The organism is Ectobacillus ponti (genome assembly GCF_024294785.1).
GTDB lineage: Bacteria > Bacillota > Bacilli > Bacillales > Bacillaceae_G > Ectobacillus > Ectobacillus ponti.
Window position 1 is genome coordinate 319563 of the sequence record NZ_JANCLT010000001.1, and the last position, 23097, is coordinate 342659.

20 protein-coding genes and 2 other annotated features are annotated in these 23097 nt (G+C 52.8%); of the genes, 1 reads left to right on the forward strand and 19 read right to left on the reverse strand.

Features of this window, described 5'->3' with window-relative positions; genetic code table 11:
- Positions 1-2: 2 nt before the first annotated feature.
- From NK662_RS01750 to NK662_RS01820, 15 genes are all read right to left on the reverse strand, one after another.
- Positions 3-644, reverse strand: a complete 642-nt coding sequence (locus NK662_RS01750) for an O-methyltransferase (RefSeq protein ID WP_254756732.1) — start codon at positions 642-644, stop codon at positions 3-5.
- Positions 645-831: 187 nt separating this feature from the next.
- Positions 832-1920 (reverse strand): endolytic transglycosylase MltG, encoded by a 1089-nt coding sequence (mltG, locus tag NK662_RS01755; protein ID WP_254756734.1) that lies wholly within the window; start codon positions 1918-1920, stop codon positions 832-834.
- Between the two features lie 287 nt (positions 1921-2207).
- Complete coding sequence (locus tag NK662_RS01760; RefSeq protein ID WP_254757425.1) at positions 2208-2498, reverse strand: DUF1292 domain-containing protein; 291 nt, start codon at positions 2496-2498, stop codon at positions 2208-2210.
- Between the two features lie 13 nt (positions 2499-2511).
- Positions 2512-2928: a Holliday junction resolvase RuvX gene (gene ruvX / locus NK662_RS01765; protein ID WP_254756736.1), complete on the reverse strand. Its 417-nt coding sequence runs from the start codon at positions 2926-2928 to the stop codon at positions 2512-2514.
- Positions 2929-2930: 2 nt separating this feature from the next.
- Positions 2931-3197, reverse strand: coding sequence for an IreB family regulatory phosphoprotein (locus NK662_RS01770; protein ID WP_254756738.1), 267 nt, complete (start codon positions 3195-3197; stop codon positions 2931-2933).
- A 75-nt stretch (positions 3198-3272) separates the two neighbouring features.
- Entirely contained in the window at positions 3273-5915 is a 2643-nt protein-coding gene (gene alaS / locus NK662_RS01775) for an alanine--tRNA ligase (protein ID WP_254756740.1), read from the reverse strand.
- Positions 5916-5964: 49 nt separating this feature from the next.
- Positions 5965-6172: a binding site (T-box leader), on the reverse strand.
- 41 nt (positions 6173-6213) lie between these two features.
- Positions 6214-7275, reverse strand: coding sequence for an AI-2E family transporter (locus NK662_RS01780; protein WP_254756742.1), 1062 nt, complete (start codon positions 7273-7275; stop codon positions 6214-6216).
- 233 nt (positions 7276-7508) lie between these two features.
- Positions 7509-7637, reverse strand: coding sequence for a DUF3918 family protein (locus tag NK662_RS01785; RefSeq protein ID WP_254756744.1), 129 nt, complete (start codon positions 7635-7637; stop codon positions 7509-7511).
- A gap of 12 nt (positions 7638-7649) precedes the next feature.
- Positions 7650-7841, reverse strand: a complete 192-nt coding sequence (locus NK662_RS01790) for a YrzR-like zinc ribbon domain (protein WP_254756746.1) — start codon at positions 7839-7841, stop codon at positions 7650-7652.
- A 113-nt stretch (positions 7842-7954) separates the two neighbouring features.
- Entirely contained in the window at positions 7955-10303 is a 2349-nt protein-coding gene (gene recD2 / locus NK662_RS01795; protein ID WP_306470810.1) for an SF1B family DNA helicase RecD2, read from the reverse strand.
- 19 nt (positions 10304-10322) lie between these two features.
- The gene (locus tag NK662_RS01800) at positions 10323-10979 is read right to left on the reverse strand and encodes a tetratricopeptide repeat protein (RefSeq protein WP_254756748.1); all 657 of its coding nucleotides are present in this window, start codon (positions 10977-10979) and stop codon (positions 10323-10325) included.
- Between the two features lie 75 nt (positions 10980-11054).
- Positions 11055-12170 carry a tRNA 2-thiouridine(34) synthase MnmA gene (gene mnmA, locus NK662_RS01805; RefSeq protein ID WP_254756749.1) on the reverse strand — a complete coding sequence of 372 codons (1116 nt, stop codon included), beginning with the start codon at positions 12168-12170 and terminating at the stop codon, positions 11055-11057.
- Between the two features lie 19 nt (positions 12171-12189).
- Complete coding sequence (locus tag NK662_RS01810; RefSeq protein ID WP_254756751.1) at positions 12190-13335, reverse strand: cysteine desulfurase family protein; 1146 nt, start codon at positions 13333-13335, stop codon at positions 12190-12192.
- Positions 13336-13366: 31 nt separating this feature from the next.
- The gene (gene cymR, locus NK662_RS01815) at positions 13367-13783 is read right to left on the reverse strand and encodes a cysteine metabolism transcriptional regulator CymR (protein WP_254756753.1); all 417 of its coding nucleotides are present in this window, start codon (positions 13781-13783) and stop codon (positions 13367-13369) included.
- Positions 13784-13876: 93 nt separating this feature from the next.
- A complete protein-coding gene (locus tag NK662_RS01820; protein ID WP_254756755.1) occupies positions 13877-15160 on the reverse strand; it encodes a replication-associated recombination protein A in 1284 nt (427 codons plus the stop codon).
- Positions 15161-15295: 135 nt separating this feature from the next.
- Between NK662_RS01820 and NK662_RS01825 the strand changes: the two genes are divergently transcribed.
- On the forward strand, positions 15296-15943 hold the full coding sequence (locus NK662_RS01825; protein ID WP_254756757.1) for an RsfA family transcriptional regulator: 648 nt from the start codon (positions 15296-15298) through the stop codon (positions 15941-15943).
- Between the two features lie 95 nt (positions 15944-16038).
- On the opposite strand, the gene NK662_RS01830 is transcribed toward NK662_RS01825, so the two are convergent.
- The 4 genes from NK662_RS01830 to hisS form a co-directional block, all read right to left on the reverse strand.
- Positions 16039-18609 (reverse strand): N-acetylglucosaminidase, encoded by a 2571-nt coding sequence (locus NK662_RS01830; RefSeq protein WP_254756759.1) that lies wholly within the window; start codon positions 18607-18609, stop codon positions 16039-16041.
- Between the two features lie 249 nt (positions 18610-18858).
- Positions 18859-19629 carry a tRNA threonylcarbamoyladenosine dehydratase gene (locus tag NK662_RS01835; RefSeq protein WP_254756761.1) on the reverse strand — a complete coding sequence of 257 codons (771 nt, stop codon included), beginning with the start codon at positions 19627-19629 and terminating at the stop codon, positions 18859-18861.
- A 134-nt stretch (positions 19630-19763) separates the two neighbouring features.
- On the reverse strand, positions 19764-21527 hold the full coding sequence (gene aspS / locus NK662_RS01840) for an aspartate--tRNA ligase (protein WP_254756763.1): 1764 nt from the start codon (positions 21525-21527) through the stop codon (positions 19764-19766).
- Between the two features lie 14 nt (positions 21528-21541).
- Entirely contained in the window at positions 21542-22807 is a 1266-nt protein-coding gene (gene hisS, locus NK662_RS01845; protein WP_254756765.1) for a histidine--tRNA ligase, read from the reverse strand.
- 55 nt (positions 22808-22862) lie between these two features.
- Positions 22863-23092 (reverse strand) — a binding site (T-box leader).
- Positions 23093-23097: the final 5 nt, after the last annotated feature.

The following is a 23097-nucleotide window of genomic DNA, read 5'->3' on the forward strand; positions in this document are numbered from 1 at the left end:
CGTCATCCCTTCTTCTTGCTTACTGCAACCCCGTCTCCAATCGGGAAAATCGTTGTATCATAATCCGGATGGGCCATTAACCATTCATTATAGGTTCGAATCTTTCTTACTAAACTGCGCATCCGCTTATTTTCAATATTTTCTTCCGCCACGAGCCCGCGGAAAATCACGTTATCCGTAATGATAACACCCTTCTCCCGCAGCAGCGGCGCATACAGCTCAAAAAAGCGCTGATATTGCCCTTTTGCCGCATCAATAAAGATTACATCAAAGGTGCCATGCTGCTTAACCTGCTCGCCGGTTTCCAAGGCATCTCCTTGAATCAGCGCAATGCGTGCGGCCGCTTCTGAATCGCCGATATACTGAACAGCTTTGGCATAGCGCTCCTCATCCCGCTCAATCGTGACAATATGGGCGTCCGGGAATGCCTGTGCCATCCGGATTGCCGAGTATCCGATTGCCGCGCCAATCTCCAAAATACGCTTCGGTTCAATGAGGCGCAGCATTTGCAGCATGAACTCCATGCCAAGCCGGTCCATAATCGGCACACCATGCTCAGCGGCATATTGCTCCATCTCCTGAATCAGCCCGCTTGTTTCCGGCACGAAAGAAAGGAGATATTGTGAAATTGCATCCTGTCCCATAACGGAACCTCCCTGATATGAAAAGCTGAGGACAAAAGCCTCAGCTGCCAGCCTGATATGAAAAACCATAAGAAAAGAGCGCCTCTAATCTGTGAGCGCTTTGCATGTGGGTTTACTTATTTTTGACCCGATATATTATACCATAAAAAAAGAGGGAGATGCGAATTTTTTATCTCCCCCTCTTTTGTCAGGATTTCTTTTGTGTAATATATTTATTCTTCAGCTCATTGTGCTCAGCCAATGTTTTTGCGAAGAACACTTCGCCCGTCGGTGCTGCCAGGAAGTACAAGTAATCCGTCTGCGCCGGCTTCATGGCTGCTTCGAGCGACGATGCCCCAGCGTTCGCAATCGGCCCGATTGGCAGTCCGTAGACTACATAGGTATTGTAAGGCGAATTCACCTTCAGGTCCTCGTACAGCACACGTTCCTTATGCTTGCCGAGGGCATACAGCACTGTCGGGTCCGTCTGCAGCATCATGTGCTGGGCCATGCGGTTGTAGAAGACGCTCGCAATCTTTTGCCGGTCGGCGGATACGCTGGCTTCTTCCTCAATCAGTGAGCCCATGGTCAGCAGCTGATGTACTGTCAGCTTGCGCGCCCCCATCTCTTGCTCATGCGCTGTGATATACTCATTCGTCTTTTCCAGCATCGGGGCAATGATTTCCGGCACAGTATAGGATGTATTATGGTAAGAGTACGTCGCCGGCCATAAGTAGCCCTCAAGCGGGTAACGGACTCCCTCTGCAAATACTTCATTGGTGATCAGCTTTGGATACTTCTTTTGCAGCCCTTGTATAAACGCTTTATCATTCAGCTGCGCCAGCACGGTCTGCTCATCCATTTTAAATTCTTTGGCAATCGCGGCCGCAATCTCCTTCAGCTGCGTGCCTTCCGGAATCGCCAGCTTGAAGCGGATCGGATTATACACCTTGCCCGCCATCAAGTCATCCGCAATCTCCCGGACGCTCATTGCCGGACTCAGCAAATATGTACCTGCCTGCAGGCCATTCTTTGTATTTGTTTTTACATAATATTGAAAAATAAGCGCACTACGGATAATGCCTTCCTTTTGTAAAATCTGCCCAATCCCTGCGGTGCCGGTGCCTTTTGGAATCACGACTTCCTTCTTATTGCTGCTTCCCGCTTCCAACGGCTTCAAAGCTATTTGCATATACGCGTAGCCCCCACCTGCTGCCAACAGGAGGAGCAGCACAAGAACTGCCGTGACCCTGCGCCTCAGCTTCCTTCTTCGCTGCGCTTGATAATCATTGAACAAGTACAACCCTCCCCTACATAATCTGTACTATTATACTATATTCTAACAACACAGTTCGATAAAATTCTACACCGAAAAGCGGAGCCGGTTCGTTCAGCCCACCGAAGGGAGGTTCCGGCCTCTAAAAGGCGCTTTTTGCCTTTTATGAGGTTGGGTTCTCCCTGGCAGTGGGCTAACCGGCGGAGTTGGACACCAAGAAAAGCGGAGCCGGTTCGTTCAGCCCACCGAAGGGAGGTTCTGACTGGCAGGCAAAGAAAAAAGGACAGCTTCAGCTGCCCTCTCCGTTCTTACTCTTCTTCGCCCTCTTCATCTTCAAGGAACGCGCCGAATACTTCCTGCACCATTTCCCACTCTTCCTCATTCTCAATTGGAAGCAGGGAACCGCCTTCGTCATCGCCTTCGCCCTCAACCACAATGGCCGCATCATAGATGCGCTCGCCGTCTTCGTCCACCTCGCCGATTGGAGAGAACACTACATACAGCTTTTGGCCAAACTGGTCATTTTCGAATGTGAACACGATATCGCACAATACTTCGTTGCCCTCTTCGTCCACAATTGTAATTTGATTTTCTTCCAACATGTGATCCACCTCATTGTTTGCTGTTTAAATAGCCTTGTAAAATCACGACTGCCGCCATTTTATCAATGACCTGCTTTCGTTTCTTGCGGCTCACGTCCGCTGAAATGAGAAAACGCTCGGCTGCCATCGTGGAAAGACGCTCGTCCCATAAAACGACCTCCAAGCCGAGACGCTCGCGCAGACGCTCCGCAAAGAGCTGGCACGCTTCGCCGCGGGGGCCAATCGTACCATTCATATTTTTCGGAAGTCCAACGACAATACTATCTACATTGTAGGCTTTAACAAGCTCTTCAATACGTTCAAACCCGAATTCGTTCCGCTCTTCGTTAATTCGAATCGTTTCGATGCCTTGTGCAGTCCAGCCCATTTCATCGCTCATGGCGACGCCGACTGTTTTTGTTCCTACATCCAAACCTAAGATACGCATGCCTATTCCTCGCGATGATGCTTTAAGTAAGATTTCACCAGCTCTTCAATCAGTTCATCGCGCTCAAGCTTGCGGATGATGTTGCGAGCATCTTTATGACGGGGTATGTATGCTGGGTCTCCACTTAACAGATATCCGACAATCTGGTTGATCGGGTTATAGCCTTTTTCCTGAAGCGCATCATAAACAGTCAGCAGGACATCGTTGACATGGACGCTTTGTGTTTCTTCCTGAAACGTAAACTTCATCGTTTTATCGAAGGAGTCCATACGTAAGCACCTCGCTTTTATGGGAGTAGGGAGAAGAAGCCCTTCTCCCTGCCCTTATTGTACACCATTCTACTTTTATTTTAAAACAGATTTGACATAGTCTTCTGCTGCAGCCAGCGCTTGGTCCACCTGCTCCGGATTCTTGCCGCCCGCCTGCGCCATGTCAGGACGGCCGCCTCCGCCTCCGCCGCAGCGTGTTGCCGCTTCCTTCACCAGCTGTCCGGCATGGTAGCCTTGGGAAATCAGGTCCTTCGTGACGCCGGCAATCAGGTTCACCTTGCCTTCATTTACAGAGGCCAGCAAAATGACTGCGGAGCCGAGCTTGTTTTTCAGGTCGTCTGCCATGGTACGCAGATTGTTCATATCTGCAGCATTGACCTTGCTTGCCAGCACCTTCACGCCACTGACTTCGACAGCTTTGTCTGTCAGGCTGCCGGCTTCAATGTTGCTGAGCTTCGCTGCCAATGACTCGTTCTCCTTCTGCAGCTGCTTCACTTCTGCAAACATCCCATCCACACGAGTCAAAATGTCGCGAGGATTCGTCTTCAGCTTGCTTGCCGCTTCCTTCAGCAGGCCAACCTGGCTGTTCATCAGCTCGTAAGCCGCTTTGCCTGTCACCGCTTCGATACGGCGTGTACCGGCACCGATGCCGGACTCAGATACAATCTTGAAGATGCCGATGGATGCTGTGTTGTCCACATGGCAGCCACCGCACAGCTCCAGGCTGTAATCGCCGACCTGCACCACGCGCACCACGTCGCCGTACTTTTCGCCAAACAGCGCCATGGCGCCCATTGCCTTTGCTTCCGCAATCGGCTTCTGGGAAATGTCAACCGCGATGCTGTCCCAAATCTTTTCGTTCACGATGCGCTCAATCTGCTCGAGTTCATCCGGCTGCACTTGGCCGAAATGGGAGAAGTCAAAGCGCAGACGCTCAGCCGTTACCAGGGAACCGGCTTGGTTTACATGCGTGCCCAGTGTATCCTTCAACGCCTGATGCAGCAGATGTGTTGCGGTATGGTTCTTCACAACACCAGAACGGTTTTGCTTATCGATGACAGCCGTCAGCTTCACGTCTGCTGTCAGTGTGCCTTCTTCAACGACAACCTGGTGCAGGTTTTGGCCGTTTGGCGCCTTTTGCACGTCCTTCACGAACACCTTCACGCCTTCAGCAAGCAGGTACCCATGGTCGGCAATTTGGCCGCCGCTTTCCGCGTAGAACGGAGTTACGTCCAGAATGAGCTGTGCCTCTTCACCGGCACGCACTTCACTGGCATACTCGCCGTTCTGCAGCAGCGCTACAATCGAGCTGCTTGTTTCATGTTCGCCGTAGCCGACGAAACGGCTCTCCGCCTTCACTTCACGCAGCACGCCGCCTTGCACCTGCATGGAATCCACGTCCTGGCGGGCCGCGCGCGCACGTTCACGCTGCTTCTCCATTTCTGCTTCAAAGCCTTCATGGTCCACCTTCAGGCCTGCTTCCTCCGCGTACTCTTCCGTCAGTTCCACCGGGAAGCCATACGTGTCATAGAGACGGAACGCATCTTCGCCGAAAATCATATCGCTGCCGGCCTGCTTTGCCTTTTCAATCACAGCAGCCAGAATGGCTTCGCCTTCGTGCAGCGTTTCATGGAAGCGCTCTTCCTCGTTCTTGATGACGCGCTGAACGAAGTCACGCTTCTCTTTTACTTCAGGATAGAAGTCCTGCATAATCTCGCCGACAACCGGCACCAGCTCATACATGAACGGACGGTTGATATTCAGCTTCTTCGCGTAGCGGACCGCACGGCGCAGCAAGCGGCGCAATACATAGCCGCGTCCCTCGTTGGACGGCAACGCACCGTCGCCCACTGCGAATGCCACCGTACGAATATGGTCAGCAATTACCTTGAAGGCTGTATCCTTCTCCAGATCGCCGGCACGGTATTTCTCGCCGGAAATGGCTTCCGTCGCTTCAATAATCGGCATGAACAGGTCTGTATCAAAGTTCGTCGGCACATCCTGCACAACAGAAGCCATGCGCTCCAGGCCCATGCCTGTATCAATGTTCTTCTTTGGCAGCGGCGTGTACGTGCCGTCCGGGTTATGGTTGAACTGGGAGAACACGAGGTTCCATACTTCCAGGTAACGCTCATTCTCACCGCCTGGATACAGCTCCGGATCGCTTGGGTCGTTGCCGTATGCTTCGCCGCGGTCATAGAAAATTTCAGTGTTCGGTCCGCTTGGGCCTTCGCCGATATCCCAGAAATTGCCCTCCAGGCGTACAATGCGTTCCTTTGGCACACCGATTTTTTCATGCCAGTAGGTGAAGGCTTCCTCATCTTCGGGATGAATGGTCACAGACAGCTTTTCCGGGTCAAAGCCAATCCATCTTTCGCTCGTCAGAAACTCCCAAGCCCAAGTGATGGCTTCTTCCTTGAAATAATCACCGATGGAGAAGTTGCCCAGCATTTCAAAGAATGTATGGTGGCGCGCTGTTTTTCCGACATTTTCAATGTCGTTTGTCCGGATGGACTTTTGCGCGTTTGTAATGCGCGGGTTCTCCGGCACAACACGGCCGTCAAAGTATTTCTTCAGCGTTGCCACACCGCTGTTAATCCACAGCAAAGATGGGTCATCGTGCGGAACAAGAGATGCGCTTGGTTCTACTGCGTGGCCTTTTTCTTGGAAAAAGTCCAGATACATCTGGCGGATTTGGGAGCCAGTCAGCTTTTTCATATGAATTCCTCCTTTATGTAGTAAAAAACAAAAAACTCCCGTCCCTATTAGCAGGGACGAGAGTATACTCGCGTTACCACCCTGATTATGGAGCCGTGGGCTCCATCACCTCGAGCTGCCGTAACGTGGCAAGACGGCAGGTATTAGCTGCTCTCCGGATTAGCCTTCCGCGGCCCTTCGCCTGAAATCCCTTTCAGCCATGGGGATTTCTCTCTGCAAGACGGTCTGCTGCGTACTCGATCCATCAATGATTTACAGATTCACTTATTTGTCAGTATAGCGAATCGTGAAAATGCTGTCAATGCTTCGCCCAAATTGTCCGGGAATGCTGATAGACCGTCCGGATGACGGCCAGCGCCGGGACTGCCAGAATAAGGCCCGGGATGCCGCCCACCTCGCCGCCGACAAGAAGCGCCAGCATGATGACAACGGGGTGCATATGAAGCGACTTGCCGACAATATAGGGTGACAGGATGTTGCTCTCCAAGAATTGCAGCACCAGCAGTGTCACCACTGCTTTCATAATCATGTTCATGCTTATGGTGGCCGCCACAATGAGGGTGGGGATGGCTCCGAGAATGGGGCCAAAGTACGGAATGATATCCGTGACGCCGATTAGGATGCCAAGCAGCAGCGGATACTTGAGCCCGATGGCCCAGAACGCCAATGCTGCCAAGCCGGCAAGCACCGAACAGACAAACAGCTGCCCGCGGATATATTTCCCGAGCGATTCATCAATGGCGTGCACAAGCCTTTTTCCGCTGCCGCGCCATCGCCCGGGCACAATGCGCCAAAAGAGATGGTAGAGTTCGTCGTAATCCTTGAGTATGTAGAATACAATGAACGGGATCAGTACGATGATGAGCAGAGAATCGAGCACAGCCCGCGCAGAGCTCATCATCCGGTCGAGCAAGCCCTGAATCTTGGCCTCCACGCCGATAAATATTTGCTTCACTTTATCGCTCACAAACTCCGGCATTTGCGCTGTATTCCTTTGGATTCGGTCCAGCCAATGGTCATACATGGACATAAATTGCGGAAAATTTTCGTTCATATCCTTCAGCTGCGACACTGCCACAGGAATGCCCTTGTACAGCCCATAGCCTACCCCGCCAAAGAACAGCACATAAATGAGCAGGATGGCAAGCACACGGGGCATTCCCTGCTTATGCAGCTTTTCTACAAGCGGATGCAGCAAATACCCGATAAAATAGGCAATCAAGAAGGGCGTCAGCACAAGCTTCAAAATACCGACAACCGGCGCCCACACCGGTTTGATTTTCAGGAACACGAGCAGACACAGGAACAAGAGCAGCAGCAGGCCCAGCCTGTAGATCCAAATAATTTTCAAATTCTTCAACGGTCATCCCTCCGCTCCCCTTATTGTGGAACGGGAAGGATATCATTATACCCATACTGCCCCCTGCCGGACTTTTCTGTAAAAAACAACCATGCCCTTCCAGACGCACCTTATGAAAAGGAGGGCAGCGTGAGACAACCTGCATCTGTCCGCTTACACCCCGATGACAAGAGAGGTTTGGATTTTTCACTGAAGCTTTTTCACACAAAAAAGAGAGGGACTTCCCTCTCTCCTTAGAAATAAGACTTGACTGCTTTGCGCGCCTTCTTCACAGTCTTGGCGGAAAATACATCACTCTTACGGGCGTAATGGTAAGCTGCCGCTCCCAAGCCCATTGCAACAAGAGATGACTTCACATTCATGCAAAACCCTCCTTACATGCTGATTGTTCTATCACCTTCATCAAACAAATCATCCAGCGAACTGAGCGAACCGTCCTCTTCCACCTGATGCGTCATAATCATCCCTTTGGAAACGGACAGCTCAATAAAACAATTCCAGCAATAGTATTGGTTCACTCCGATTTTGCCGATATCCTTGCTTTTACAGTTTGGACACTTGAACATGGCGTCTTCCTCTCCTTCACGCTCACAGGATTCTAGTACGCCAGTATGTCCAAACTTGCCGGATTTATACAGAGGCTCTGTACCCTCCGGCATCACTCTTACTTTGCTCCCGCCTACATGAAGTCATACGGCGAAAGTTCTTCCAAATCGTGCAGCGGCAGGCCGCTTTCCGGCTCAATGTCCACACCCGCAGGCAACCCGACCGAGAACCGCTCCCGCAGCTTCTCGCACAGCGTGGTTTGCCGTACTGCATCATCCATGCGGCCCACCCCTGACTGGAAGGCCTCCGGCTCGCCGCATAAGATCAGGAACTTCTTGCTGCGGGTGATGGCGGTATACAGCAAATTGCGCCGCAGCATCCGGTAATAGCTCTTAACCACCGGCAAAACCACAATGGGAAACTCGCTGCCCTGTGATTTATGAATGGAGCAGCAATACGCATGCGTGAATTGGCTGAAGTCCTGCTTCGTATAGGTAACCTCAATGCCATCAAACGAGATGACCACCATGTCCTGCTTCTCCACATTTTCCTTGGCGTAGAAAATAGAGACAATCTCGCCGATATCGCCGTTGAACACCTGGCTCTCCGGCTGATTGACGAGCTGCAGCACCTTGTCGCCCGTCCGGTACACAACTTCGCCGTACTGAATTTCCCGCTTCCGGCCGCCCGCCGGATTGAACACCTCCTGCAGCGACTTGTTCAGCGCATGGATCCCGGCCGGCCCGCGGTACATCGGAGCGAGCACCTGCACATCTCTGGCAGTAAAGCCCTTTGTCTTTGCATTTTCACACACCTTTTTCACCACATCCATCACTTGGCTTCCGCCGCAGCCGATAAAGGACCGGTCCTCCTGCTGGACGGCAATGTCACGGGGAACCTGTCCCCTTTTGATGGCATGCGCGAGCTGAATGACAGAAGAGCCTTCCGCCTGCCGGTAAATGTCGGTCAGCCTGACAGTCGGCACCACACCGGCCTCGAGCAGGTTCTTCAGCACCTGGCCCGGTCCAACAGACGGCAGCTGGTCTTCATCGCCCACCAGGATGACTTGCATATCAGCCGGCAGTGATTTAAACAGCTGGTTTGCCAGCCAGATATCAACCATGGAAAATTCATCAACAATCAGAAGCTTGCCCTGAATTGGGTCATGCTCATTGCGCTGGAAGGAGCCTTCCGGCGTCCAGCCGAGCAGACGGTGAATCGTGCAGGCCGGCAAGCCTGTCGATTCGCTCATCCGCTTTGCCGCCCGTCCGGTCGGCGCCGCCAGCAGGATTGGAAACACCTGCTTATCGTCGTAATCCTTTGAGTTCAAGGACAGCTCATGCATCGCCGCATACATTTCCACAATCCCTTTAATGACAGTTGTTTTTCCGGTACCCGGTCCGCCAGTCAAAATCATGAACGGCTGGTGGAGAGCTGTCTGCACACCTTCCCGCTGCTGCGGCGCATATTGCACCTTCAGCTGTTCCTCAATGTCACCAAGCGTTTTTAAAAATTCCGCCTCTGGAAACACATCGCCCCGCTTTTGCTGCATCAGCTTATGGATGGACGAGACAACTCCCTTTTCCGCGTAATACATGGATGCCATGTAGATGCGCCCGTCCTCGGCCACAATTTTCTCCTCGCTCTGCAGCTGCGCCACACATTGCAGAATGTCGCTGTCCTGCACGGTCACCTCATGGCTGTTCAACAGCTCCAAGGTTTGATCAACAAGCTGCTCGAGTGTCATATATACATGGCCATCCTGCATTGAGACATGGTCAAGCGTAAAGAGACAGCCGGCACGGATGCGGTCCGGGTGATTGCCGGAAATGCCGAACGCTTTCCCGATATCATCCGCACGGCCAAAGCCGATGCCCTGCACTTCTTCAATGAGCTGATACGGGCGGTGGCGGATGACATCGAGCGTTTGGTCGCGGTACGTTTGATAAATTTTGATGGACAAGCGCGTTCCAAAGCCATAGCCGCTCAAAAAGCTCATGACCTTCTCCAGGCCTTGATGCTCCACAATTGTGCCGTAAATCTCCTTTGCCTTATCCTGCGGCACGATGCTGTCCAGTACAGAAGGGTCATCCATAATTTTCGCAATGGCTCCGTTGCCAAGGTGCTCCACAATTTTCTCCGCCGTTTTCTTGCCGATGCCCTTGAACAGATCGCTCGACAGGTACTGTACGATGCCGCCCTTGGTCTGCGGCAGCTCCTTCTTGAAGGTTTCTACATGGTACTGCATGCCGTAGCGCGGATGCTCCTTGAAGCGGCCTGACAGCGTGAAGATTTCTTCCTCATGCATGCGGGGAAAGTGCCCGGTGATCATGAGCTCCTTCTCCTCGTAATTTTCATTCGTCTCCACTACTTTCATGCGCACGACAGAATACAGATTGTCCTCATTATGGAAGATGGTATGAAGCACCTGTCCTTTGACAAACTTCTGTTCTTCTTCGAACAAGTCCATGCTGTTCTGCATAGCCGCTCCCCTTTCCGCTTTATTGCAAATTCTGCTCCAGCAGGCGAATGGCATTACCCGCCAAATAGTGGTCCGGCTGAAGCGCCACCGCCTTTCTAAACAGCTCCAGCGCTTTCCCGTTATCTTCAGCGTAAGCATGCACAATCCCCAGATTGTAGTAAGCATCCGCATGCTCGTCGTCCAATTCAATTGCCTTCTCAAACTGCGGCCTTGCCTCAGCCACATGTCCAAGGCGTGCCAGGCACAGCCCGTATTGGAATACTGCCTCCACATCCCCTTCGTTCAGTTCCACTGCCCGCTGCAGGTACGGCAGCGCCAGGCGGTCATTGCCAAGCTCCACGTATGTAAATCCAAGCATGAAATACAAGTCGCTGTTATGCAGGCCATTTTGCATGGCCAGCTCAAACATCGCCCGCGCTGATTCAAACTTCTCCTGCTGATACAAAAGATTGCCCAGGCCATAATAGGCTGCCGCCAGCTTCGGATCCAGCTCCAGCGCTTTTTCATAAAAAGCAATAGAGCGTTCATAATCACCGATGGCATCCAGCAGGTTGGCAAAGTTCACATAGCCGATCGGGTTGGACGGATTCTCTTCAATTTCCTCTGTGAACAGCTTCGCCGCCTCTTCCCACTTGCCCTCTTGCATATATTGAATGCCTTGCTCCAGTCTTGTCATTGTTTTCACCTCATCAGTTTATATCTCTATCATAAAAGAAACCTCAGCCTAAAGAAAGGTTGAGGTTTCTTGTTGCTATCCCAAATACGTCAGCTTCTCGCCGCCGCGGTACACTTCATCAATCGTGCCGCCGCCGAGGCACTCTTCGCCATCATAGAAGACAACCGCCTGTCCCGGTGTAATGGCACGGATCGGCTCGTCGCACAGGATGCGGACTTTGCCGCCCTCCAGCACCTGAACCGTTACAGCATTGTCTGCCTGACGATAACGGAATTTCGCTGTGCACTTGAATTCTGCCGCTGTTGGCTTGTCGCTTACCCAGCCGATGTCAGTCGCGAATACTTCGTCGCCATACAGCAGTTCATTATGGAAGCCCTGCTCCACATACAGCACATTGTCCTTCAGGTTCTTGCCGACAACAAACCAAGGATCGCCGTTGCCGCCGATGCCAAGGCCGTGCCGCTGGCCGATGGTGTAATACATGAGGCCGTCATGCTTGCCCTTCACTTCGCCGGACAGTGTCGTCATCATGCCGGGCTGCGCCGGCAGATAGCCGCTCAGGAACTCCTTGAAGTTGCGTTCGCCGATGAAGCAGATGCCGGTGCTGTCCTTCTTCGCTGCCGTCGCCAAGCCGGCTTCCTTCGCGATTTCCCGGATTTGCGGCTTCGTATAAGCGCCAAGCGGGAACATCGTCTTGGACAATTGCGCTTGTCCCAGCTGGTTCAGGAAGTACGTCTGGTCTTTATTGTCGTCCACGCCGCGCAGCATTTTATATTCTCCGTCGCGGTATGCCACCTGGGCATAGTGGCCAGTTGCCAGATAATCGGCACCGAGCGCCACCGCATGCTCCAGGAATGCCTTGAATTTAATTTCCTTATTGCACATGACGTCCGGATTCGGCGTGCGGCCGGCGCGGTACTCATCCAGGAAATAAGTGAACACCTTGTCCCAATATTGCTTTTCAAAGTTTACCGCATAATACGGGATGCCGATTTGGTTGCACACTTCAATCACGTCATTGTAATCTTCCGTTGCCGTGCAGACACCGTTCTCGTCTGTGTCGTCCCAGTTTTTCATGAAAATGCCGATGACATCGTAGCCCTGCTGCTTTAAGAGAAGCGCCGCCACAGAGGAGTCGACGCCGCCGGACATGCCGATGACAACGCGTGTTTCGTGAGGTTGTTTGTTCATCTCTGTCACCTCCGCCATTCTAGTTTTGCGCCAATCGTTTTACGATTTTCGCTGTTTCGTATGCCGCTTTTTCCACCTGTTCTCTCGTGTTGCCAAGACCGAAGCTAAAGCGGATGGATGAACGTATTCTCTCGGACTGCTTGCCGAACATCGCCACCAGCACGTGTGATGGATCAATGGAACCGGCTGTGCATGCAGATCCGCTCGATACCGCAATGCCGGCCAGGTCCAGGTTGACCAGGAAGGATTCCACGCTCATGCCGGGAAAGCTTATATTCAACACGTGCGGGAGACCGTCCGCAAGGCTGCCGTTGACCTCAAAAGCAATGTCTTCCGCCTGGAAGACAGATAACATTATATCTTTAAATGCCCGGTATTGGTGAGCTTTTTGCTCACGCGCCGGCAGCGACAGCTGCACGGCTGTCCGCAAGCCGACGATGCCCGGCACATTCTCTGTCCCGGCCCGGCGCTTGCGTTCCTGCTCGCCACCGATCAGCAATGGTTCAAACTTCACGCCATTGCGGGCATACAAAAAGCCGACCCCTTTTGGGCCGTTGATTTTATGGGCTGAGATGGATAAGAGATCAATGCCCAGTTCCTTTACATCGATGCTCATCAGACCGTACGCCTGCACCGCATCTGTATGGAAATACGCCTGATGCTGCTGCAGCAGCGCGCCGATTTCAGCAATCGGCTGCACCGTGCCCACCTCATTGTTGCCGAACATAACGGTGACCAGAATGGTCTCATCTGTCAGCGCCGCTTGCAAATCAGCCAAAGAGATACGGCCGGCCTGGTCGACCGGCAGATATGTCACGCGATAGCCTTCCTTCTCGAGCACCCGGCACGTATGCAATACGGCATGGTGCTCAACCGCTGTCGTAATGATGTGATTTCCCCTGCTGCGGTTCGCCCGGGCAACGCCCAGAATGGCGAGATTATCCGCTTCTGTTCCGCCAGCTGTAAAAATAATTTCCTGGTACCCGGCGCCGATGCTGGCCGCGCACACACGGCGGGCCTCATCGACAGCCTGTCTGCTCTGCCGCCCGAAAGAATGGATGCTCGACGGATTGCCGTACACCTCTGTCATATATGGAAGCATGCTCTCCACGACCTGCGGATGCGCAGGAGACGTGGCGGCATGGTCTAAATAGATACGCTCCATGCGAATCACTCCTTATGCACAATACTGCTCACTAAATATAGAACATATACCCGGCGCCGTTCTCCTCCTCATAGCGGACAAGATCCTCCAGGCTTGTGCTGTCCAAGACCTCCTGCACCGCATCGCGCACCCGGCTCCACAGCTGGCGCTGCGCCGGCGCTTCCTCATCGAGCACCTCAACTACGCTGATTGGTCCTTCCAGCACACGAATGACATCTCCTGCCGTAATTGCGGACGGCTGGTCTGCCAGTACATATCCCCCATATGCACCGCGTGTACTTTTGACGAGCCGGGCATTCCGCAGCGGTGAAATCAGCTGCTCCAGATAATGCTCAGACAGCTCATGCGCCTGGGCAATGGATTTTAAGGAAATTGGCCCCTCTCCATATTTCTTGGCAAGCTCTACCATAATCGTCAAGCCGTAACGGCCTTTCGTTGAAATTTTCATACGTACACCTCTTTTTCCCCATCTTCCTTCCAAAAGTATAGCATACTGGATACTACCATCATATTTCAACTGGAAACGTAAATGCAACCCGCCTTACTGCCCCTTTAGCTCTTTCAATCTTGCATACACCTTTGCCGCATATTTCTCTTCCCCGGCTTCCTTTGGCTCGTAGTAACATGTACCCGCCAACTCATCTGGCAGATACTGCTGTTGAACCCATCCGTTTGGATAGTCATGGGGATACTTATAGCCCACACCGTGGCCAAGCTTTGCCGCCCCGCTGTAATGCGCATCCTTGAGATGGTCCGGGATTTCACCAAACTTGCCGCTGCGCACATCGGCAATCGCCCGGTCAAGCGCCTTATAGGCGGTGTTGGATTTCGGAGATAAGCAGAGGTCAATGGTTGCCACAGATAAGGGAATGCGTGCTTCCGGCAGGCCCAGACGCTCAACAGCCTGGATGGCTGCCACCACTTTGGGCCCGATCTGCGGGTTGGCCAAGCCAATATCCTCATAGGCAATGACGGTAAGGCGCCGGCAAAGAGACACAAGGTCACCGCCTTCGAGCAAGCGTGCCAAGTAGTACAATGCCGCATCGGTATCGCTGCCGCGGATGCTCTTTTGAAACGCAGACAGCAGCGAGTAGTGCAAATCACCATTCTTATCATGGGCGAAGCCCTTGCCCTCGACGCATTCATACACAGTCTTCGCATCCACGTTCACCTCGTAAGACCCGAAATCCGAAGCCGCAAATATAATATCCTCCAGCACGTTCAGCGCAGAGCGGGCATCTCCGTTAACAGCGCCGGCAATATGCCCGAGCAGGCTCTCCTCCATATGAACCGTATACTGCCCGAGCCCGCGCTCACGGTCGGACAAAGCCTGCTGCAGCAGCCGGACAACCGCCTCCTTGTCCAACCGCTTCAGCTGCTTGATTTGCCCGCAGCGGCTGCGGATGGCGGGATTGACGTCGTGGAAGGGATTTTCCGTCGTTGCCCCGATCAATGTCACAATCCCCTTCTCCACGTTCGGCAGGAGATAATCCTGCTGTGCTTTATTGAACCGATGGATTTCATCGATGAACAGGATGACGCCCCCCGCCAGCTTCGCCTGCTCCACGACCTCCTCCATATCCTTCTTCCCGGAGGTTGTCGCATTCAAGGCATAGAATTCTCTTCCCGCCGTGCCGGCAATCGCGTAGGCGAGCGAGGTTTTGCCGATGCCAGGCTCGCCATACAGCAGCATGGACGGCACATGGCCGTTTTGAATCATCTTATATAAAGCCGTATCCCGGCCGATGACGTGCTCCTGGCCAATCAGCTCGTCAAGATGGCGCGGGCGCATACGTGATGCGAGCGGTTCCTGTTGAAACAGCATAAGCACCCCTCCTGCATAAAAGTATCTTCTCTTATAGTATCATGCAGCAAAAAAGGCGCAAGCAGAGAGAATTGCATAAAACTAGAGCATGGCGGCAACTCTAAGCAAAAAACATCCTACAGTGGAGGTTCAACTATGAAAACACGCCAGGATGCCTGGACCGCAGCTGATGACGTGCTGCTGGCAGAAACTGTCCTTCGGCATATCCGGGAAGGCAGTACACAACTGAAGGCTTTCGATGAGGTCGGCGATCTTCTCAATCGCACATCAGCTGCCTGCGGCTTCCGCTGGAATGCAGAGGTGCGGCAGAGCTATGAAGAGGCGGTACAACTGGCAAAGCGGCAGCGCAAGGAATTAAAGCGGGCTCTGGCCCAGACGCAGCGGCCGCAAATAGCGCGCGCCACCCGCCCCGAGCTTATTATTGATGCCGAATTCTCCGAGGAAATCATGCCAAACCCTGCAGGGAATCCAGCCTTCTCCCTTCCGGATGTGATTGCCTATTTACAGGGACTGCAGCATTCCGCACAGGATATATCACGGCTGCAGGTGGAAAATCAACTGCTGGCCAGGCAGAATGAAGAGCTTAAGCAAAAGAATGAAGAATTGGAGAAGCGGCTGCAGCAGCTGTCAGATCAGCAGTCCACCATTCAGGAGGACTATGAAGCACTCATCCGCATTATGGATCGGGCCCGCAAAATGGTGCTGCTCAATGACCAGGAGGAGCGTCTCGCGCCCATTTTCAAAATGGATCAGAACGGGAATTTGGATATTATCTCACAGTAGGGACTGTCCTGTAACACGTGGAAAATTTGGACTGTACATTTGTTCTTACACAACAAAGGGCTGATTCAGCCATGGTGCCGGATCAGCCCTTTCATTTAATAAGCCCGAATGAGCTTCACATCTGCTGTCCGCACATAAAGCTTCACAGACGATGGATTGTTGGAGGTAATCTCATAAAAGGTTCCTTGAACATTCGTCACCGTGGCGCGGATTGCCGCAAAGGTTGGCATGGACACAGTGGATGCGACCCCAAAGGACGCGTTATATTGCTTCACACCTGCGTTCATCACAGCGAGCTGATAGCGGTTTCGGTCGCGGTTCCCATACATGGCATCCATTCGATACATATAAGCAGCGATCTCGCTGCCCCAATCACTGTCGCTTGCATACCGTACATTCATGCCGCGGGCCTTATCTCCCAAGATGGCCCCGGCATAGCGCCAGTCGCTTGTATTGAAATACGTATCATTGATGTACTTGGCACAATAATCCAATCCTGCCTCAAAGGTGGAAAAGCTGGTTGCACCGCCATACGGGTCGGAATCCACTGCCCGAAAACCGAACAGATTGTTCTTTTCTCTGGCAATGCGGCTTGTTCCCCATGCCGATTCATGGATGGCGTGTGCCAGCAGATACGAAGCATTCATATTATACCGGTTGGCTGTATCAATGAAGGTCTGCGCCTTTCCAAGAAGCGGCGGAATCGGGTACAATGCCCGCAGCGTGGCCGGATAGGCAAGATTTATATAATCATTCAATTCCTGCGCTGTGTAGGAGGATTTCACCCGCAGCGGCAGGTAGTTGAAATACTCATAGCTGTCCATGCCGCCAATCTGCGTCCGGTCATACGTATAATACCGCTTGCCGGCAGTCAGCTGCGCCGGTGCCGGCCCCATGGAATAGGAGCTGTACTGTCCGGAGGAAGCCTCATAGACACGGCGGTACAGCAGATTGCCCGCCCGCTCAAAATAAGACTGCGGCTGTCCTGTCAGGTCCGGAATAAGCTGCGCTTCGGCACGCTTCAGCAGCGCCGTTTTCCCTTCATAGGACACATAGATGTAATTTCCATCTGTCTTCACAAACCCAAGATCAGTTCCTTTCGCAAAGTAGGTCAGTGCCTGTTTCGTTTGCGGATCGTATACGCTGACGGTGGCATTTGGACCGGCCGCGCGCACAAAGCCCCGCTGCATCTCCATCACAACGCCATCCTTTACCAGGTACTTGTCCTCCTGGCTGTCTGCATATTTCCCATACGCCACGGCATAGTCTTTCGTTGTTCCGCGCGAGGAGGCTGTCACCCATTGATAAGTGGAGGTATCTGCCGTAAACCCTTCAGCATCCGGAATCCATTTTGGACCAGCGGCTGTGTCGATTTGAATCCAGCCTGCTGTTCTCGCCAGCGTACGCACAACCTGCGGTGCCAATGCCTGGGTTGTGGCCAGTTCTTGGAACGGGCCATTGTGAAGCATCACTTGCTTTGTCAACGGCAGCTTGCCGATGCTGTCTTCTATCTTCCCTGATACATAGTAAGGTGAAGCATCTGCAGCCCGAACCCAGCGCTTGCCTTTTGGCGTATCCACCTCATACCAATTGTTCAGCTTGCGTGATGCATACAAGGTTCCCGGCGCCAGAACTTCCTCTGTGATATAAAAATCGCTTGGCTGCATGAAGGCTCTCACAGCTTGTCCCACATATAAAGCAGCCTTCCCAAGTGTTTGCACCGGCGCCCAATCAATCGGCGTCTCTTTTGTCATGCTGCCGGCTCCGGAAGCATCTATCCAACGCTTGCCGGCAGGTGTATTCACCTCGTACCAGGTGCCGAGTTGCCTCGATACCGTTACAATCCCTGGCTGCAGCACCTCGCCTGTTCCGTAGGAAACCGGCAGTGTGTATGCAGACACAGCCCTCGTAAAACGGAAGCGCACCGCGCCAAGCTGTTCTGCCTTGGACAAATCAACTCCGGTGACAAAGGAAGCTTTTGTATCATACATCCACTTCTTTCCTGAGTTTGTTTGGACCTCGTACCAGCTTCCCGAACGGCGGTATACAGCAACAATTTGCTGCGGCAGCAAAGATGCTGTTTTCGTATACAGAAACGGGCCATTGTACACAGCCTGCTGCTGGCTTGTCTTTAAAAAGGCCTCTGCCTTCAAGGTTTCTATTTTCCGTTCTTCAAGCTGGTGTGCATCATTATATACCCATTTCCCTCCAAGCCAGGTACTGATATAATACCAGTTTCCCAGCTTTCTGGAGGCGTTCAAAATTTGCGGCGCCGCTCCGTTGGCAGTTGCCGCCGACAGGTTCGGTGCATCGTAAAACTGTGCGTTCACTGAATTATGAAGCAGATATGTACCCCTTTCCTCCGCCGGCTTTACAAGCTGTATATCCTGCAGCAATACATAGGCCCTCTTGCTCTTGTATAATATCTCTGCCCACTTGGCATCGCGGCTGCGGATGGCAAGCAGCTCGCCCTGGGCAAGCTGGCCGACAGTGTAGCCCGAAGAGGGGTTCTTCGCACTATAAATCTTTATATTCACCTTAATCGTTTTCCCGAGTTCACCTGTCTGGACCTGACCCGCAAAGGCAGGAATTGGATGAACAACCGTTGTGCCGGCAGCCCCCGTCAGTATGGCTCCTGCCAGCAAAATTGATGTGGCTTTCTTCATGTTGTCGACTCAAAGGGCAAACAGCCCTTCAAGGTTTCCCTCCCTTCTGTTCTTCCGTCACTGTTTTGTCCGGAAACTCTCTTATTATAGTAAGGTAGGAAACTGAGAAAGTAAACGATAACCTTCCATACACTGCATTTTTATTCAGAAAATTGAAAATCTAGCTTTTACAGCAGGTGTTTGGAACAAAATCTAAAAAAGGGCCGCCGCAGTAGACATAGTGCCCACTGCAGCAGCCCTTCGGCTGTATTACTTGTCTGTGCCGACACGATGGATTTTGACTTCCTTCAGCACCTCACGCACTACATAGCTGGCCATAATGAGCCCGGCTACAGAAGGCACGAAAGCATTAGAGGAAGGCGGCATCTTGGCTTTGCGGATTTTCGTGCCCTCATCCGGCACAATTTCCTGGCGGATTTCCTCGCGGATGACAATCGGGCTCTCATCAGAGAAGACAACGGGCACACCTTTGCGGATGCCCTCCTTGCGCAGTCTTGTACGGATCACCTTTGCAATCGGATCCGTATGTGTTTTGGAAATATCCGCAATGCGGAAGCGTGTCGGGTCCATCTTATTGGCCGCGCCCATGCTCGAAATAATCGGGATGTTCCGTTGCAGGCACTCCTTGATGAGATGGATTTTATATGTAATGGTATCGGAGGCATCCACAACAAAATCCAGCCCATAGGAGAAGAACTGCTCGGATGTCTCCTCTGTATAAAACATTTGCAGGGTAATGACCTCGCACTCTGGATTGATATCCAAAATGCGCTGCTTCATCATTTCCACCTTTGACTTGCCGACAGTGGACAGCAGTGCGTGAATCTGGCGGTTGACGTTGGTGATATCCACAACATCCTTGTCCACTAAAACGAGGCGGCCGACGCCGGAACGGGCCAGCGCCTCTGCCGAGAAGGAGCCTACTCCGCCGATGCCCAAAATGCCAACTGTTTTGCCTTGTAATATTTCCAGACCTTCCTTGCCGAAGGCCAGTTCATTTCTTGAAAATTGATGCAGCATATACGCACACTCCTTAAAAGAATCATCCTCATGTATTCTAACGATTTTCCGGCTGCCTGTATAGAAATTTCCCGGACCTATAAAAAATCCCATGCAGACTCAGTATGCCCACACGGGATTCGCTTCATATCCTTTTACTTCTTCAGCAGCAGGTGCAGTTCATCCAGCTGCGCTGTCACAACCGGGCTCGGGGCATCCGTCAGGAGACAGCTTGCGCTTGCCGTTTTCGGGAAGGCGATGGTGTCACGCAGGTTGGTGCGGCCCGCCAGCAGCATCACCAGACGGTCCAAACCAAGGGCAATGCCGCCATGCGGAGGTGTGCCGTACTCAAACGCCTCAAGCAGGAAGCCGAATTGCTCCCGTGCTTCTTCCTTGGAGAAGCCAAGCACTTCAAACATTTTCTCCTGTACGTCACGCTCGTAAATCCGCAGGGAACCGCCACCAAGCTCATAGCCGTTCAATACAAGGTCATAAGCTTGCGCACGCACACGGCCCGGTTCGCTGTCAAGCAGCGGCAGGTCTTCCCGCACCGGCATGGTGAACGGATGGTGCGCCGCGAAATAGCGGCCAGCATCCTCATCGTACTCCAGGAGCGGCCAGTCTGTCACCCACAGGAAATTGAACTTGCTGTTGTCGATTAAGCCCAGCTCCTTGCCGAGCTTCAGGCGCAAGGCACCAAGGCTGTCCGCAACAACACTCTTTTTGTCTGCCACAAACAGCAGCAGATCGCCAGCTTCTGCGCCGAGCAGACTGATGAGGGCTTCGCTGTCTTCTCCCTCAAAGAATTTTGCGATCGGACCCTTAAGGCCATCTGCTTCCACCTTCAGCCAAGCAAGGCCTTTCGCGCCGTAAATTTTCACAAACTCTGTCAGCGCGTCAATATCCTTGCGGGAGTAGCGGTCTGCTGCACCCTTGGCATTGAGGGCCTTCACTTGTCCGCCGCTCTCCACTGCGCTTGTGAACACCTTGAAGCCGGAGCCTGCCGCGAATTCAGACAGATCCATCAGCTCCATTTCAAAGCGTGTATCCGGCTTGTCAGAGCCGTAACGGCCCATGGCATCCGCATACGTCATGCGCGGGAATGGCGTTTGTACCTCCAGACCCTTCGCTTCCTTCATAACCATCGCCATCATGCGCTCCATCATTTCAATGAGCTCATCCTGCGTCAGGAAGGACATCTCAATATCAATTTGGGTAAATTCCGGCTGTCTGTCCGCACGAAGATCCTCGTCACGGAAGCAGCGTGCCACCTGATAGTAGCGCTCGAAGCCGCCGACCATCAGCAGCTGCTTAAAGATTTGCGGCGATTGCGGCAGCGCGTAGAATTCGCCTGGATGCACCCGGCTTGGCACGAGATAGTCGCGTGCACCTTCTGGTGTGCTCTTCGTCAAAATCGGCGTTTCTACATCGAGGAAGCCCTCGTTGTCCAAGAAGTTGCGCATGGCCTTCGTTACATTGTGGCGCATCTTAAAGGTTTCAAACATCACCGGACGGCGAAGGTCCAAATAGCGGTATTTCAAACGAACATCCTCGGATACCTCTGTTTGGTCTGCAATCGCAAACGGCGGTGTTTTGGCGCTGTTCAGGACACGCACTGCCGTTGCCTGCACTTCAATGCGGCCGGTTGCCAGATTTTCGTTCACCTGTCCCGCCTCGCGCTCCACCACAAGGCCATCAATATGCAAGACATACTCGTTGCGCACAGACTCCGCAGTCTTCAGCGCTTCCGGAGATGTTTCCGGATTGAATACAACCTGCACAATGCCGGTGCGGTCGCGCAAATCAATGAAAATCAACCCGCCCAAGTCTCTGCGCTTTTGCACCCAGCCCTTCAGCTGGACTTGCTTGCCTGTATCTTCTGTCGTTACCTGTCCGCAATGATGCGTTCTCTCTGCCATCTGTTCTCCTCCTCTTATTTTTTCGTAATGTAAGCTGCCGCTTCGCTTAGCGAAACCTCTGTCTGCTCCCCTGTTGCCATATCCTTCACATTGATTACACCGCGGTCCAGCTCATCGTCTCCCAGGACGGCCACATAACGGGCATTCACCCGGTCCGCCGCCTTGAATTGGGCCTTGATTTTCCGGTCCAAATAATCCTTTTCTGCAGAAGCGCCCGCCAAACGAAGCTCATGCACAAGCTTGGCCGCATAATCCTTCGCACGGTCGCCCAGCGCCACTACATAGCAGTCCAAGCCGGTTTCAACCGGAAGTGTCACACCCTCTGCCTGCAGCGCAAGCAGCAAGCGTTCAATACTCATCGCAAAGCCGATGCCGGGCATCTCCGGTCCGCCGATATCCTGCACAAGACCGTTGTATCGGCCGCCGCCGCTCAGCGTGGTAATTGCGCCGAAGCCTTCTGCTTCGCTCATGATTTCAAACACAGTGTGCTGATAATAGTCCAATCCGCGCACAAGGTTTGAATCCTTCTCGAACGGAATATCCATCATGTCCAGCAGCTCCTGCACCTTGTCATAATAGCGCTGAGACTCTTCGTTTAAATACTCCGTGATGGACGGCGCCGTCTTCATTAATTCGTGGTTCCGGTCCTTCTTGCAGTCCAGGATGCGCAGCGGATTTTTCTGCAGACGGTTCTGGCAATCGCCGCAAAACTCCTCGATGCGCGGTTCAAAGTGCTGGATCAGCGCTTCGCGGTGCGCCTTCCGGCTTGCCGGGTCGCCAAGACTGTTCAGGACCACCTTAATCTTGCTGAGGCCGAGACTGCGGTAGTAATCCACCGCCAGTGCAATGACCTCTGCATCCACAGCCGGGTCGCTGCTGCCGATCGCTTCAATGCCGAATTGTACGAATTGGCGGTAACGGCCGGATTGTGGTCGCTCATAGCGGAACATAGGGCCGATATAATACAGCTTTGTCGGCTGCGCTGCGTCACCGAACATTTTATTTTCAACATAAGAGCGGACAACTGCCGCTGTGCCTTCCGGACGCAGCGTCAGATCACGGTCGCCTCGGTCCTTAAAGGAGTACATTTCCTTTTGGACAATATCAGTCGTGTCGCCGACACTGCGCTTAAACAGCTCCGTATGCTCAAAAATCGGCGTGCGCACCTCTTTATAATTGTAACGGCGGCAAATGTCGCGCGCCTGTGCCTCTACGTATTGCCACAGCTCTACCGTGCCAGGAAGAATATCCTGCGTCCCGCGTGGGATTTGAATTGACATGCTTGTTCTCCTCCTATTTCTAGACAAATAAAAAAACTCCCATCCCTACATAAAATGTAGGGACGAGAGTTTGATACCCGTGGTGCCACCCTAATTGAGGCATTGCGCCTCCGCTTTTTCAGTAACGCCTGAACGCGTTCTGCTCCTAATGGACCCCCCGGCCGTTCAGAGCGAAACCTACGGAGTGTTCCTTCGATCAGTCATCATGCAGAAGCGATTGCAGCCTATGTCGCTTCCTCTCTGTTCATGTGTCTCTCATCTACTCTGCTCCATCATCGGTTTTTCCATAT

Coding starts and splice junctions, on each gene's coding strand:
- NK662_RS01750 (WP_254756732.1), bottom strand. CDS start 644: ATGGGACAGGATGCAATTTCACAATATCTCCTTTCTTTCGTGCCGGAA.
- ruvX (WP_254756736.1), bottom strand. CDS start 2,928: ATGCGTATCTTAGGTTTGGATGTAGGAACAAAAACAGTCGGCGTCGCC.
- NK662_RS01770 (WP_254756738.1), bottom strand. CDS start 3,197: ATGGACTCCTTCGATAAAACGATGAAGTTTACGTTTCAGGAAGAAACA.
- alaS (WP_254756740.1), bottom strand. CDS start 5,915: ATGAAAAAGCTGACTGGCTCCCAAATCCGCCAGATGTATCTGGACTTT.
- NK662_RS01785 (WP_254756744.1), bottom strand. CDS start 7,637: ATGAATGTGAAGTCATCTCTTGTTGCAATGGGCTTGGGAGCGGCAGCT.
- NK662_RS01790 (WP_254756746.1), bottom strand. CDS start 7,841: ATGTTCAAGTGTCCAAACTGTAAAAGCAAGGATATCGGCAAAATCGGA.
- recD2 (WP_306470810.1), bottom strand. CDS start 10,303: ATGCAGAACAGCATGGACTTGTTCGAAGAAGAACAGAAGTTTGTCAAA.
- NK662_RS01800 (WP_254756748.1), bottom strand. CDS start 10,979: ATGACAAGACTGGAGCAAGGCATTCAATATATGCAAGAGGGCAAGTGG.
- mnmA (WP_254756749.1), bottom strand. CDS start 12,170: ATGAACAAACAACCTCACGAAACACGCGTTGTCATCGGCATGTCCGGC.
- NK662_RS01810 (WP_254756751.1), bottom strand. CDS start 13,335: ATGGAGCGTATCTATTTAGACCATGCCGCCACGTCTCCTGCGCATCCG.
- cymR (WP_254756753.1), bottom strand. CDS start 13,783: ATGAAAATTTCAACGAAAGGCCGTTACGGCTTGACGATTATGGTAGAG.
- NK662_RS01820 (WP_254756755.1), bottom strand. CDS start 15,160: ATGCTGTTTCAACAGGAACCGCTCGCATCACGTATGCGCCCGCGCCAT.
- NK662_RS01825 (WP_254756757.1), top strand. CDS start 15,296: ATGAAAACACGCCAGGATGCCTGGACCGCAGCTGATGACGTGCTGCTG.
- NK662_RS01830 (WP_254756759.1), bottom strand. CDS start 18,609: ATGAAGAAAGCCACATCAATTTTGCTGGCAGGAGCCATACTGACGGGG.
- NK662_RS01835 (WP_254756761.1), bottom strand. CDS start 19,629: ATGCTGCATCAATTTTCAAGAAATGAACTGGCCTTCGGCAAGGAAGGT.
- aspS (WP_254756763.1), bottom strand. CDS start 21,527: ATGGCAGAGAGAACGCATCATTGCGGACAGGTAACGACAGAAGATACA.
- hisS (WP_254756765.1), bottom strand. CDS start 22,807: ATGTCAATTCAAATCCCACGCGGGACGCAGGATATTCTTCCTGGCACG.